Annotated in this window: 12 protein-coding genes; 6 read left to right on the plus strand and 6 right to left on the minus strand. The window is 45.1% G+C overall.

The genetic code is table 11. The features are described 5' to 3' along the window. The first annotated feature begins 823 nt into the window (after positions 1–823). The 3 genes from purE (at position 824) to Q7V32_RS07730 (ending at position 3,340) form a co-directional block, all read left to right on the plus strand. A complete protein-coding gene (gene purE, locus Q7V32_RS07720; protein ID WP_304896401.1) occupies positions 824–1,324 on the plus strand; it encodes a 5-(carboxyamino)imidazole ribonucleotide mutase in 501 nt (166 codons plus the stop codon). Beyond that, the gene (locus tag Q7V32_RS07725; RefSeq protein ID WP_304896402.1) at positions 1,321–2,415 is read left to right on the plus strand and encodes a 5-(carboxyamino)imidazole ribonucleotide synthase; all 1,095 of its coding nucleotides are present in this window, start codon (positions 1,321–1,323) and stop codon (positions 2,413–2,415) included. The genes purE and Q7V32_RS07725 overlap by 4 nt, the downstream gene beginning before the upstream one ends. A 169-nt stretch (positions 2,416–2,584) precedes the next feature. Beyond that, positions 2,585–3,340, plus strand: a complete 756-nt coding sequence (locus tag Q7V32_RS07730) for a peptidase (protein WP_304896403.1) — start codon at positions 2,585–2,587, stop codon at positions 3,338–3,340. 150 nt (positions 3,341–3,490) lie between these two features. On the opposite strand, the gene Q7V32_RS07735 is transcribed toward Q7V32_RS07730, so the two are convergent. The 5 genes from Q7V32_RS07735 to Q7V32_RS07755 all read right to left on the minus strand — a co-directional run bounded on the left by Q7V32_RS07735 (position 3,491) and on the right by Q7V32_RS07755 (position 8,655). Continuing rightward, positions 3,491–4,471, minus strand: a complete 981-nt coding sequence (locus tag Q7V32_RS07735) for an alpha-E domain-containing protein (RefSeq protein ID WP_304896404.1) — start codon at positions 4,469–4,471, stop codon at positions 3,491–3,493. Further along, positions 4,471–5,922, minus strand: coding sequence for a circularly permuted type 2 ATP-grasp protein (locus tag Q7V32_RS07740; protein WP_304896405.1), 1,452 nt, complete (start codon positions 5,920–5,922; stop codon positions 4,471–4,473). Before Q7V32_RS07740 ends, Q7V32_RS07735 begins: the two co-directional genes overlap by 1 nt. 509 nt (positions 5,923–6,431) lie before the next feature. After that, entirely contained in the window at positions 6,432–6,623 is a 192-nt protein-coding gene (locus tag Q7V32_RS07745) for a hypothetical protein (protein WP_159656455.1), read from the minus strand. Positions 6,624–6,953: 330 nt separating this feature from the next. Continuing rightward, positions 6,954–7,601, minus strand: coding sequence for a TMEM165/GDT1 family protein (locus tag Q7V32_RS07750; protein ID WP_370691435.1), 648 nt, complete (start codon positions 7,599–7,601; stop codon positions 6,954–6,956). A 106-nt stretch (positions 7,602–7,707) separates the two neighbouring features. Then, positions 7,708–8,655, minus strand: a complete 948-nt coding sequence (locus tag Q7V32_RS07755; RefSeq protein WP_304896406.1) for a ZIP family metal transporter — start codon at positions 8,653–8,655, stop codon at positions 7,708–7,710. A 303-nt stretch (positions 8,656–8,958) separates the two neighbouring features. On the opposite strand from Q7V32_RS07755, the gene Q7V32_RS07760 reads away from it, so the two are divergent. Then, positions 8,959–11,289 (plus strand): TonB-dependent receptor, encoded by a 2,331-nt coding sequence (locus Q7V32_RS07760; RefSeq protein WP_304896407.1) that lies wholly within the window; start codon positions 8,959–8,961, stop codon positions 11,287–11,289. A 474-nt stretch (positions 11,290–11,763) separates the two neighbouring features. On the opposite strand, the gene Q7V32_RS07765 is transcribed toward Q7V32_RS07760, so the two are convergent. Further along, complete coding sequence (locus Q7V32_RS07765) at positions 11,764–13,224, minus strand: M48 family metalloprotease (RefSeq protein ID WP_304896408.1); 1,461 nt, start codon at positions 13,222–13,224, stop codon at positions 11,764–11,766. Positions 13,225–13,572: 348 nt separating this feature from the next. Between Q7V32_RS07765 and tusD the strand changes: the two genes are divergently transcribed. Then, a complete protein-coding gene (tusD, locus tag Q7V32_RS07770) occupies positions 13,573–13,962 on the plus strand; it encodes a sulfurtransferase complex subunit TusD (protein WP_304896409.1) in 390 nt (129 codons plus the stop codon). Positions 13,963–13,967: 5 nt separating this feature from the next. Beyond that, entirely contained in the window at positions 13,968–14,321 is a 354-nt protein-coding gene (tusC, locus tag Q7V32_RS07775) for a sulfurtransferase complex subunit TusC (protein ID WP_304896410.1), read from the plus strand. Positions 14,322–14,501: the final 180 nt, after the last annotated feature.

The following is a 14,501-nucleotide window of genomic DNA, read 5'->3' on the forward strand; positions in this document are numbered from 1 at the left end:
TTTATTAGCAAAATGTAAACCATTTGTTAGTATCTATTTTAACTCCATGTAAAAAAACCAGTTTTTACATCAAATAGCTAACCTGTGGATTTGAGTGCTCTTCAACAAGCAGCAAATAATACATTTTATTAAAAATAATGCACCATAAGTTCGTTGTTGCTTCATTTTGGTGCATACGTACCAGGCTTGCTGGGTGGCCGTATGCAGGCTATTGTTGTTTGTATGTTTCCAGTCCATTCAGGTATTTTCAATGATGTTTCCATTTCTGCTCACCCCCCCCAGCAATTCTCCGTTTGATTTTTTCGGCATCATTTCGGGCTGGGAAAAGCCTTTTGAGGAACGCCGTAAACCCTTCCATGGGGGCTTGACAGCAGCATCCCTGCTGCCGACATCCTCAAAAAGCTTCTCCCAGCCCTTTTTTTCTTCAAATTGAGAATTGCTGGCTCACCCCCTCCCATTTTATTGGGTGTAGGTGGTTGATTGAAAAGGCTTCTGCAACAGGGGTGTTGCGGATAGCTGCAGAGACGTATTGATGTATCCTTTGAAATCAATTGCCTACGTCTTCAATTCAAAGTGGATGAGTAGTCAAGATGCTTTCTTGGATTTTCCGGGACTAGACTGTCAGGCAAGCAACTCAATTGTTCTTGATAGCCGGTTCAAATCGATTCTATGCTGTGTGAGTGGGTTTTCACGCATTAAGTGGATTTATTTTTTTGCCTTAAGGCTGTAGAAATTTTTAAACCGGTCCAATTCAGGTATAATTAACAACTTTTTTTAATTTGATGCATGTGTAATTCATGATGGTGTTGAGAGGAATCTGCTGATGGCCGCTGTTTTGGTCGGGATAATTATGGGGTCAACGTCTGACTGGGAAACAATGCGTCACGCATCGGAAAAACTTGAACAGTTAGGTATTTCTCACGAAGTTGAAGTGGTCTCAGCCCACAGGACTCCGGACAAGCTATTCAAATATGCTGAATCTGCTGAGTCAAGAGGGCTTGAAGTCATTATAGCCGGCGCCGGCGGCGCGGCTCATTTGCCGGGGATGGTGGCGGCCAAGACACTGGTTCCGGTATTAGGCGTTCCTGTGCAATCAAAAGCACTCAACGGCATGGATTCTTTGTTATCGATTGTACAAATGCCAGCAGGTATTCCTGTCGGCACTCTCGCGATCGGAAAAGCGGGTGCGGTTAACGCCGCGTTGCTGGCAGCGGCTATTTTGGCTAATAAATATCAGGATCATAAAGAGGCATTGCGACAGTTCAGGTTGCAGCAGACCGATACGGTGCTTGCTAATCCAGATCCAAGAGAACTCGATTTATGAAGGTAGGTATCTTTGGTGCCGGCCAGTTGGCCAGAATGCTGGCCTTGGCAGGTAAACCTTTAGGCTTGGAGTTTTTATTTCTGGATCCTGCCTCAGAAGCCTGCGCGGCAGAAGTCGGTACCCATCTGCAAGGTGCTTATACTGATCATGTCTTATTGATGCAGATGGCTGAGCAATGCGACGTGATCACTTATGAATTTGAGAACGTACCGGCTGAGACGATTGATTTTATTTCGGCGCATGCAACTGTTTATCCGGCTCCCAAAGCCCTGGCTATCGGCCAGGACAGGCTGATAGAGAAGAATTTTTTGCGTGATCTGGACATCCCGACGGCGCCATTTGCCGCCGTGGACAGTTTGAGCGATTTGAAAAATGCGGCTGCAAAAATTGGCTACCCTGCAATACTGAAAACTCGCCGTCTAGGGTACGACGGCAAGGGTCAGGTCCTGTTGCGTTCACCGTCAGATCTGGCTACGGGTTGGGGTGAACTTATGGGGGCGTCCTGTATATTGGAAGGCTTTGTTCCGTTCCGCAGGGAAGTCTCCATCATCGCTGTCCGAAGTGTTTCAGGTGAAATAGCCTACTATCCGTTATCTGAAAATCATCATAAAGGTGGAATTTTAAGAGTCGCCAAATGCTCTGAAAATGACCCATTGCAACAGCAAGCAGAGTCGATTGCGACCCGAGTGCTTTCTGGTCTGGATTATGTCGGTGTCATTGCGGTCGAATTGTTTGATGTTGATAGTCATCTTGTTGCTAATGAATTTGCGCCGCGCGTACATAATTCAGGTCACTGGACTATTGAAGGCGCGGAAACCAGTCAGTTTGAAAATCATCTCAGAGCGATTTTAGCAATGCCTCTGGGCAGGACATCCCCGGTGGGTTATTCAGCCATGCAGAATTTTATAGGCGGAATGCCTTCTCTAAGAGAATTGCTGAGCTTATCTGATGTTCATCCTCACTTTTATAACAAGGCGCCTAGAAAGGGCAGGAAAGTGGCACATGCCACTGTCCGTGCGCACAGTCCGGAGCAGTTGTCGGGGCGCATGGCGCATTTGGCAAAATTAGCCAGCCTCACCGATGATTCCTGATGGATGCGGCTGTTTAAGAATCACTTTTTAAAAATCAGTAATCAAGCAACTGGTGAGGTTTACCCGGTTAATATTTTTTTGCTTTATAGGCATGGATCGCTCCAATTAATCAGCAAGACCTGCTATTAGAGGTCCGCATGACTGTTTTAACTTTTTGAAAGATTGAATTATGACTTATTGTATCGCCGCCTCATTAAATGAAGGGCTTGTTCTTGTCTCTGACTCAAGAACCAACGCTGGAATCGATAACGTCAGTACCTATGGAAAAATGCATGCATTTGAAACATCCGAAGATAGGACGATCGTCTTGTTGAGTGCGGGCAATTTAGCGACGACTCAAGCTGTTTTGGAGCAGCTCAAGCGAGATAAAATCAAAGACGCAAAAATAAATATCAATACAGTGGATTATCTGTCTGAAGCGGCCCAGTATCTCGGTCAGGTCAGTCTTGAAAAACAAAAACAACATATGGATGCAGAAGGGCAGTCCGCATTCAATCCTTCAGCGACATTTATTCTTGCGGGGCAAATCGGTGATGAGCCGCCCGCCGCTTATATGATTTATGCTGAGGGCAATAATATTACCACCTCGGCACATACGCCTTTCTTGCAGATAGGCGAAACAAAATACGGCAAGCCGGTATTGGACCGTTTTTTAAAGCCTGACAGCGATCTGGACGAGGCGGCTCTCTGTTGTCTGGTATCTATGGATTCTACTATTCGTAGTAATGTGAGTGTGGGTCCGCCCATAGAAATGGTTATTTATCGAAAGGACAGTTACAAGCTCGACGAATACTATTGCTTTGAGGCGGAAAACGCATATATGTTGAATCTAAGAAAAAGCTGGGAAGCAACTTTGCGGGAAGCCTTTTCAAGACTGCCCTCACTGGATAAAACAAAATCCAAGTCATTATTAGCTGATTTGTAATGGATTATTAAGGATAGGATCGATAGACAGTATTGTCGGAGCGGGCCATGCCCGCGAGTTAACCTCATTGGTCGCGGGCATGGCCCGCTCCTAGAAAATACGCTTATCTTAGTGGCATTATATTCCGTTTATGCCTTATTCAATTAGTTCCTAAGCTGGGTTTTGCTCTTCTGTCTTGGAGGAAGATTGATATTGATCCTGCGTACTGTTTAGAAACCAGTGTTTTGCAATCTGTGCGTGTAAAACACCCAGTCTCGATTGCAAATGATCCAGTATTACGCGTAGCTGTGTTTGAGTGGTTTGTCGCGTATCAATTGATTTGACGTAATCTTGGAGTTCAGCCAATTTTTCAGGCAACTGATTGTGATTGGGTAGCGATTGTATAGCGTCAGCCATTTCAAAAAGACAGCAATTGACCGAGCGGGGCAGGGCTTCGTCCAAAAGCAGATAATTAAGCACGTCATCATCCTTGATTCTACTTCTTACGTGCCGGCGATACATCAGTAGGGCGTTTAGGGATTGCAGGATATTCATCCAGAGTATGTTCTCGTACTGTCGCGCGCTAGGGCTTCTGGCCTCTGATAACAATATTGAACCCAATTCAAGTATGCGTGTGGTCATGTCGGCCCGCTCAATATTTCTGCCGAGTCTGATGAATCGGTAAGCGTTGTCGTGGCTCATGTAGCCCGATAACAGCCCGTTAAAGCGTTGGCAGCCCTCTAAAATCTCATTTAAAAAAAGCACCCGGCTTCTGCGGTTGGTTATTGCATCGATTTGTTTATTGCTGTAAAGGTAAAGCTCGTTAACCTGCCTCCAGGCTTCATCCGGCATCAGTTCACGAGAGGTGCGGATATTTTCGCGGGCAAAACTCAAAGAGGATAACAGGGAGCCTGGGTGTGTCGTGTCGGTTAATAAGAAACGCGTTACGTTTCTTTCCTGGGTTGAACTGTATCGAGAATAGAATGCGTCTTTGCAACCATTAATTTGAATTAAATGCTGCCAGCCCATTTCTACATCTTTGGGTAAGTCCATCAGTAAATTCATGTGTACGTTAACTTGGCGAGCGATATTCTCAGTCCTCTCCAAATAACGAGCCAGCCAATATAAGCGCTCTGCAGAACGAGAAAGCATCAGTTTGTCTCCATGTTGATTATCCAGGTATCTTTACTGCCGCCACCCTGAGAAGAATTGACGACTAATGAGCCTTTCTTCAAAGCGACACGAGTCAGGCCTCCGGCTGTAACGAAAGTGTTTTCTCCCTGGAGAATAAAAGGCCGCAGGTCAATATGTCGAGGTTCAAGCTTATTTTTGCACAAAGTTGGCGATGTCGATATAGCTAACGTTGGCTGGGCAATGTAGTTTCTGGGATTGCCTATCACTACTTTTCTAAAGGCCTCTACTTCCTTGGCTGTTGCATGAGGCCCTACCAGCATGCCATAACCTCCTGATTCATTGGCGGGTTTGACCACGAGTTCTGCCAAGTGTTTGAGCACATAATCCAGATGATCCGGATTGCTGCATAAATAGGTTTCCACATTAGGCAGTATGGGTTCTTCATTAAGATAATAACGAATCATTTCAGGAACGTAGGCATAGACCACCTTGTCGTCAGCCACTCCGGCTCCCGGTGCATTGGCCAGTGCGACATTACCCGCTTTCCAGGCGCGCATCAGGCCCGGTACGCCAAGGATGGAGTCTTTGCGGAAAACTTCGGGATCTAAAAAGTCATCATCAATACGCCGGTAAATAACATCCACCTTTTCGTGACCTTCAATGGTGCGCATGTAGACACAATCGTCATCATCGACTATCAAATCGCTGCCTTCAACCAATTGAGCGCCCATTTGTTGAGCAAGGTAGGCGTGTTCAAAATAAGCCGAGTTATAAATGCCGGGTGTCAGTACCGCAATTTGAGGCTTACCATTGGGATTAGGGGCGATTGAGCAAAGCATTTCGTGCAATTGCGTCGGGTAATCATCGATAGGAAGAATCTCAATGTCTTGAAGTAATTCGGGGAATACGCGTTTGGTGATGATCCTGTTTTCAAGCATGTAGGATACACCGGACGGTACTCTCAGATTATCTTCCAGGACATACATGACGCCATTTTTGTCGCGCACCAAATCGGTGCCGCATATGTTTGCCCAGACGTTATGTTTAGGCTTTATACCGACGCACTCTTTTCTAAAGTTTTTAGAGCTGCTTATAATTTCCTGAGGTATCAGGTTTTCCTTAATGAATGTTTGCTGATCGTAAACATCGCTGATAAAGCAGTTTAACGCGGTCAGTCTTTGTTTAAGGCCTTTGTTTATGATTTTCCATTCGCGCGCATCAATGATTCTGGGGATGATATCGAACGGCCAGGCTCTATCTATATTACCTTCGTCGCTGTATACCGTGAAGGTAATGCCCATTTCGAGAATAGCGAGTTCGGCCGCTGTTTTTCGTTTGTCTATATCTTCCCTGTTGAGGGTATTTAGATACTGACAAAGCGTATGGCTAACGGCTCGCGGTTGATATTCAGCAAACATCAGTTCGTCGTAGGCGTTATCGGTTTTATAGTTTTCCCAGATACTAGACATAGTGTCACTTTTTATTATGAGGTTATTTTCCTTTAACTAAGCATAAAAAATGCCAATCAGAGGTTTTGTTGTGCAGGGTAGTCGAATATCCTTTGCTGAAAAAAAGATTATGTTTTTGGATTTGATGGTTTTTTTCGTTTGAAAGGATGTTTATGATTTTGCTGGGAGATCTTAAAAAGGTTAACTTTTAATTAAAAATGCTCTTGGAAAGTCAAGTATAACTCATGTTGTTTAAATGCTTTATCGTGGTGCGTTATCTGGCGTGGTATGTATAAAGTGGTGCAGAGCATGAGATGCAATTTCTCAGTCGGTTCGAATGGAGTTGCAGTCAGATCAGCCGTATAGCGATCAATCAATGTCTGTGCAGATGTTAATTTAATTGCCGGCTTCAAACACAATTAATAAGATCAAATCAAATGGGGGGATAATTCTAAAGAGAGGTATGTATCTTGGGCTGGCTTGAGGTGTGCTTAAAAACCCCCCGTCGAAAGTCAACGGGGGTCAAAAACTTATTCTACAGCTGTATTTGAAGTTTTTCTTTTAGCGAAAGTTTTTTCAACTTCAGCTTTTTGGATTTGTATGGCGTCACTTGCTAAATGCTCGGTTTCTCTGCTTTTCAACACCAAAACAAGGACGACTGTCACGACAATGATTCCGCCGATCCATAACCAAAAGTTATCTTTTTCTTGTGCTTCTGCCATTTTAATATCCTCTTTGTTATTTTAATAATGATTTAAAGCCCCCTCTCCTCAAAGGGGAGTCCTTATAGTATTGTCTATAAGGACGCTGTCGATGTGAATATCTACGACAGGGCACTTTTTATCATGGTCGACTGTGTTGTGTCAAAACTATTGTGGGAATTTTAGTGAAAATGTAGGTCGACTGGTGGTTAAGATTAATTTAAGGCATTGAAACACAATGTTATTTATTATTATCGCGCAACTAAAAAAGAACAGGGCCGGCAATGTCTGATAATTTTGGAAATTATCAGACATTGCCTCTAGCTAAGGGCGTCTCTTTTGCGGGATTTTTTATAAAACGGCAAAGCTTAAATAAGCTTGATAGCCTGCCGCTACAGCCAAAATTAGAAAAATACTTCCGCTGATACGGTGCAGTAACACTAAAGGTATTTTTTTCATAATCGTTCTGCCGGCAATAACCCCTAAGGCTGACGTAAAAGTTAGTGCGCAGGTGGCCCCCAGCCAGACTGCAAAGGGTTGTGATGTGCTGCTTAATGCGACAACGGCCAGCTGGGTTTTGTCCCCAAATTCAGCCAAAGTGATCAGTAAAAACGTGGTGAAAAAAATGCCATGTCCGCTTTTTTCCTTGATGTCTTCATCGTCCTCTTCTTCTTTTGACAGCAAGGCATGAATGCCAAAGACAGCAAACAAAATTGCCACCGTCGATGCAACAATATAGTCAGGCAGCCAGTTGGCGATTGCTGCGCCAAAAATAACCGCCAAGGTATTCAGTAAGGCAAATGCCGCAATGGCGCCGAAAATAATCGGAAATGACCGATGTCTTGCTGCCAGTGTCATGCAAACCAATTGGCTTTTATCGCCAATTTCAGCGGCTGCGATCAGTGTAAAACTGGTCAGTCCGGTCAAGGATAGTTCGGCAAAGTTGATGACCATAAAAGAGCTTGCCAGGTTTTGCAATGCTATTTGAGCGGTTTCCATAAAGGTTGATAGTGGACAGTTGAATGAATGAGGTTATTCAGCTCGTCGCTTGACGAGTAGCGACGAGTTTTTTCGGAATGGGGGTGTAGCGTTTAATCGCTTGCAATTAACCCAGAATATTATCCAGAGCCATCATAATGATAAAACCGATCATCAATGCAAAGGTCGCAAAACGCGAGCGTCCATTGGAATGTGTTTCAGGGATGATCTCTTCGCTGATAACAAACAGCATGGCGCCGGCAGCAAAGCCCATGGCAATAGGCAGTATAGGTGAAAATACGGTGACCATGGTTATCCCGAGTAAACCCCCGACAGGTTCAACCAGTCCTGTTGCTGTAGCTATCGCAACGGCTCGCCATTTGTTGTAACCCAGTCCTACCAGAGGCAGTGCAACGGCCAGTCCTTCAGGAAGATTCTGTAAGGCAATTGCCGTTGCTAATACGATACCGTTTTTCATGTCGCCCGAGCCAAAACTCACACCTACCGACATGCCCTCAGGAAAATTATGTATCGTAATGGCAATAATAAACAGCCAGATCTTTTTTAACGAAGTTAACTGGCTATTCATTGCCGCATCAAAATGGATATGCGGCAACTGGCGGTCTGCAATGTCAAGAAATAAAGCGCCTATGACCATGCCTAGCGCGACTACCCATAACCCATTGCCAGGCCAAATTTCGTTGCCATAGGCTATGCCGGGAACCAGTAACGAAAAAGCCGTAGCTGCCAGCATCACGCCGGCGGCGGCTCCCAGCATGCTGTTGAAGAGGTTTCTGGATATGTTGGTAAAAAATAAAGCAGGAATGGCGCCGACGCCTGTGGCAAGGCCTGCCAAAATGCTGGCGAGGAAGCCAATGACCACTATTTTTCCGAAAATCAGATAAAGCCCACTGAATACGATGACTTGGGATGCCGCAAAAACTCCGGCTAAGGTCATCCATCTTTTGGGTGTAGGCATGTCCATGAGTTTTTTGTAATACTCGCTTTGTTGCGCTTTTTGTACTTGTGAGCCGTAAAATTGCTGAATTTTTGTGGCTATGGGTGGGGTGGTCATGGAAGTACCCTGGGCTAATGTATGAATGAAAACATGACTCAAGGAGATCGATTAACGCATTAAGTGCCTTGAGTTTTTTGGGTCAACGCTTCGAACTCTAGCCAGGTCTGTTGTATGCAAACAGATAATCACCTATCAGAGTGCCGCTCGTCGTGCATATTATAAACAATTAAGGCTGAATCACTTCGATTTCATGGGGGTATTCAATCAGGGTTTAGGAATATTTCCTTTTTTTTAAAGCCGATGGTTATTTTTTAGTCATCCTCATATCATGGCCAACCAAATTTTCATGGGATAAAAGGAATGAAAAGACTTTTTTGTGCAGTATTGGGCGTTGCTTGTCTAGCTAGCGGTAAGTCAGCTTTTGCTGATGGCGATGCGATGGAGCTGGAGGCTATGGAAGTGATTGGCGTAACGCCGTTGCCCGGATCGGATGTGCCTGTCGATAAGATCCCTGCAAACATTCAAACCGTCACATCAGAGCAATTGCAGAATGCACAGGCTATTTCATTGGCTGAGTATTTAAATCGTTATCTCGGCAGCGTGCACGTCAATGATGCTCAAAATAATCCGCTACAGCCTGATATTTACTACCGGGGTTTTGTTGCCTCACCTTTGTTGGGCTTGCCGCAAGGTTTGTCTACCTATGTCAATGGCGTCCGATTTAACGAGCCGTTCGGCGATACGGTCAATTGGGATTTGGTCCCTGAAGGGGCTATCGAGTCCATGGCTTTGTATCCCGGATCCAATCCTGTCTATGGTTTAAACAGTCTGGGTGGTGCAATTTCGGTCAGGACTAAAACCGGATTTTCTGCGCCAGGACATCAAGTTGAGGCTTATGGCGGCTCCTGGGGCCGGCATTCGGAAGAGCTAACCAGTGGCTGGAATAACGGAACCTGGGGTTATTTTTTGGATCTGCATCATTTTGAAGAAGAAGGCTGGCGGGATTTTTCCCCGACCAAGGCGGATCAGGCTTTCGGCACCTTAAGCTGGCGGGGCGATAAAGGCTCTCTGGATCTGACATTGGGCGGCAATGATAACGATTTGAGAGGAAACGGTGCTGTGCCGGTTCAGTTGCTGGATGAGCATAGAAAAGCGGTTTTTACCCATCCTGATCAAACGATAACCCGTATGTTTTTTTCTGAGCTGGAAGGTAGTTACGCTGTGACCGATGATATTGAACTCAGCGGTAATGCTTATTTTCGTCAGAATCGTATCAAGACATTTAATGGTGATGACAGTGATTTTGAGGCCTGTAGGGATGCCGGTAATGCCAGTTTTCTTTGCGAGGAAGATGATGGTGATGAAGAACGTGTCGCCGATATTTTCGGTAATGATATTCTTGCTTCCGATGCTGTCGAGGGCGCAACGAACAACACCAGTCAAACCAATATGCGCAGCCGGGGAGGTACCTTGCAGGCAACCTTCGGTCAGGACTTGTTCAAGCACAAAAACAGTTTAACGACCGGCGTGAGTTACGATTATGCCAAAGTCAATTTTTCATCGGATACGGAATTGGGCTCTTTAACGAGCACGAGAGGAACGACAAGAAGTGGTGTGCTTGTTGATGAATCAAGAGTGCGTCTGGATACCAATACTTCGACGGTAGGCGTTTTTTTGACCGATACGTTTGATGTTACCGAGAAATTGAGTGCCACCATTGCCGGGCGCTACAACTATTCGCATATCAACATGATTGATCAGTACGTCAATGATCCCGGCAAAACGTTGGACGGTTCCCATACTTTTGAGCGTCTGAATCCATCGGGTGGCTTGACCTACAAGCTATTAGACAACTTGACGGTTTATGGGGGCTACAGTGAGTCTTCCCGGATTCCATCGCCTATGGAACTCAGTTGTGCCGATCCTGAAGCGCCTTGTAAGTTGCCGAATTCCTTCGTCGCTGACCCGCCACTTGAGCAAGTCGTGGCTAAAACGTATGAGGGTGGCTTCAGAGGGGATTTGAATCAATTATTGGGGCATGGCGAGTTAAAATGGAATCTGGGTTATTTTCATACCACTAATTCGAACGATATTATCTTCCAGCGTGGCGGTGACAGTATCAGTGAAGGTTTTTTTGACAATGTGGGTAAAACCCGACGCTACGGAGTTGAAGCGGGGGCCATGGTCAATTATCCGCAGTTATTCAGCAGTATAGATGATTGGCATTTTATGACGAATTATACGTATCTGAACGCCCGTTTCTTAAGTGGATTTAAAACTCAGGATCCGGTTGATGAAGATAATGATGAGGGTGTGATGGTTGAAAAGGGAGATCGGATTCCCGGGATACCGGAGCATATGTTTAAAGCGGCCGTCAGCGTTGATTTGTGGCAAAAAGTCTCGCTGGGCATGGATGGCACTTATAGCGGTGCCCGCTTCTTTAGGGGTGACGAGGCCAACAATCACGACAAATTAAGCGGCTACTGGTTGTTTAACGGCAAGGCCGAATACAAAGTGACCCAGAATTTTGCTGTGTTTGGCCGGGTCGACAACATATTCGATAAGCGCTACAACTCATTCGGTGTTTATGGTGAAGCGGATGAGGTGTTGGGTGACGCTTATGACGATGGCCGTTTTGTCTCGCCAGGAGCGCCCAGAGCCGGTTGGATTGGAGTGCGCTTGAGCATGTGATCGGATGTTTTGATTTTTTTATGAAATGGCGGTCATTGTGGATCGCCTTTTTTGGTGCAGAAACATAGGTTTTGGATTTTTTCAGGCAATAAAAAGCCCGCTTACGCGGGCATGTTCAGGTGTTATTATTATTATTGGATGAACGTTGTTGACTCAAGGCCAACTAAGCTTTAACTCGTTTGTTATTGTTATTGTTACGAGACCGATTTGGTCTATCCTCCTCATTACCGATTTAGAATCGGGCTCACTCCGTTTAGCTGCCGAGCATTCTATACCATCAAAAAACATATTGTCTATCAAAATAGCCAAATTAAATAAAATAATGGTTTCGTGTCGAAAACATAGTTATTCATCAGTAAGTTATAAGTCATATTAAGTTTGAAACAGGCTTTTCAATCGGCAGCGATTGCCAGGGTTTTTTCAGTCATTAAGTTTCAGTTCACCTTCGCTAATTTTTTTAATGGGCGATTTAGTTTATCGATTGAGTTTGCGCTCGCGTTCCTCATTGATAAAAAAAGCCAAGCGCTCATCTAGAATTGCAGAAAGATGCTGGTTCAGCCCGGCTGCCTTTTGAGCCAGTTTAATCTGTATGATAGCGGCTTCATTTTGGCCCAGTTTGTAATAGTATTCGGCAAGATGACGGTGGGATTCCGCAGGTTGCTGTAAATCACTGGAAATTTGAGCCAAGAGCTTAAGATAAAGGGCGCTTTGTTTAATTTTAGGGGGCAGTAAGAGCATGATTTCTCTCGCCTCTTCTGGTTTGCCTATCTTGAGCAGCGTGCTGATGTAATCCATTTTTAGCGCCGTATTGCCTGGAAACTGAAACAGTGCTTTTTTGTATAAATCCAGCGCGGCGGGGTAGTCACGGGATTCTTGAGCTGTTTTAGCCATTGCTGTCACGTAATGGGTCTGTTCCGGGTATTCAGTCATCAATGGCTTAAAAAGTGCGGCAGCTTCGTTAAATTGCTGCTGCTTTAAATAAACCAGGCCCAGTCCATAGCGGGCTATCGCGCGTTGTTGGATCGTTCCCTGGTTAATCCTGATTTTAAAATAATCCTGCACTGCAGATAAATCATGACTTGTGCTCACCCGTAGTTTTGCCTGGGTAATCAGGTAGCCTAGCGAGTCAGGGTATTGCTGATAAGGATATTTTTCGGCCCGTCCCCGTGTGTCTGAGATCCGAGATGAAGTAACCGGGTGAGTTCTTAAAAATTCAGGAATGCCGCGTCCGTAATACCGGCTTGATTGTTGTAGCCGTTCAAAAAAAATCGGCATACTGCGTGGGTCATATTTTGAATTAGCCAATGTTTGCATGCCGACCCGGTCCGCCTCCATTTCATTGTCGCGCGTAAAGTCGATTTGAAATTGTATGCTGCTGGCTTGGACCGCCACAATAGCTGCTTGGGCAAGTTCAGGTGATTGGGTGCCTAATAATATGGCCGCCAGCGTTGCGGCCGCGGTTGGAATAGACAGGCGGCTGGCGGCTTCGAACGCCCGGTAAAGATGGCGTTGAGTAACGTGTGCAATTTCGTGAGCCATTACCGAAGCTAGCTCACTTTCCGCTTCAGTTGTTAAAATCAATCCCGAATTAACACCTATGAAACCGCCGGGGCCTGCAAACGCATTGATGGCATTATCATTAACCACAAAAAAATGAAACGGATTTCCGGGTGAATCGCTGTTTGCCACAAGCTTGTTGCCAATGGTTTCAATGTACTCCTGAATTTCAACATCCTGGTTGATATCGATCTGTGAATTCAAGCTTCTGAAAAAGGCTTCACCCAGTTCTTGTTCCTGTACCGGAGAAATCAGTGTGCCGGAGGAATCACCGATATCCGGCAAATTGAATTTTTCGGGTTCCAAGTCAAGGGCGGCAGCGCTGTAAGTTGCAAGGACTAAATAAGCGGCAAAAAATTTAGCGGTATTTTTTATCATGAAAGATCGGACATATGAGCGGAATTTTGGTTCCTTTGTTTAAGGCTTGCTTGATCAGTTGCCACTCGGAAACTCCCCTGGGTAGGGTGTTCTATAGGGGAGCTTGAATGACGGATTTTTGCTGATCTCCAATTGCTAGACTTGCCGGAAATGCTCATACCAAGCTCTCAAGCGAAATTTTAAGATGATTGCCAATCCCCGGTTTAAACGTAACTGTGGTAGTGTCAAGAGTCGAGCAAGTGAGGAGGAGAAAAGGACATGTCAGCATTTTGTTTTAAATCGTGGCCGATTATAATCTTTTGAAAGACCGTCTAGCAATTTGTGTCTCTCTAACAACTCTTATTAAAAATGAAATTCACCCTTCAGATCAATAGCAGTCCTACTGCAGGTCAAAATGGTTTTTATGCTTATCGTTTCGTTTGTGAGCTGATAGCGGCTGGCCATCAGGTCATCAGGATATTTTTCTACAAGGAAGGTATCTATCACGGTTACCGTTATTCCACTCCGCCGGACGATGAGCTGAATTTTTCACGTTTATGGTCTGCTTTGTCAAAAGAGCATGCTATTGATTTGGTTATTTGCGTTTCGGCAGCCCAACGCCGGGGCTTATTACATCCGGATGAAGCCCAAAGGCAGGGGAAATTGGATAATGATCTCGCGGAAGGCTTTCGAATTTCAGGTTTGGGGCAAATGATCGAGGCCTCTTTGTTGGCTGATCGACTGATCGTTTTCCCTTGATCCAGATGAAAAAGTTTCTATTTATTATCAGCAAATCAGCCTGTGGCGTGCCTGTTCAGGAAGCGCTTGATCAGATAATGAGCGCGGCGGCTTTTGATCAGGCTGTGTCTTTGCTGTTTATTGACGACGGCGTATTTCAAATAAAAAAAAATCAGCGGCCTGATGATTTGGGATTGAAAGCGACTACGGCTATTTTCGAAGCCTTGGAAATTTACGATGTTAATGCTTTTTATGCGGAAACCGAATCGTTAGAGCAGCGAGGTTTGTCTACTCAGGATTTCTGTTTACCCGTTAAACTGCTTGCTAGAAGTCAAATTGCCGCTTTTATCAAGCAACATGAGCGGATTTTGCCGGGTTGATCAGTTGTGTGGTTAGTTATTAGGCTCCAGTTCTGATTTTCTATAATCGGCATCTAACTTAGGAACAAGCATGAAACATATTCTTCAAAGACTGGAAGGGGTTCCGGTGGCTCGATTGACAAGTGTCGGCGTCCCGTCCTGTCAGACGAGCCACCGAGCCCCACAAACAGTCATGCTTGT

It is taken from the genome of Methylicorpusculum sp., assembly GCF_030651835.1.
Lineage (GTDB): Bacteria > Pseudomonadota > Gammaproteobacteria > Methylococcales > Methylomonadaceae > Methylicorpusculum.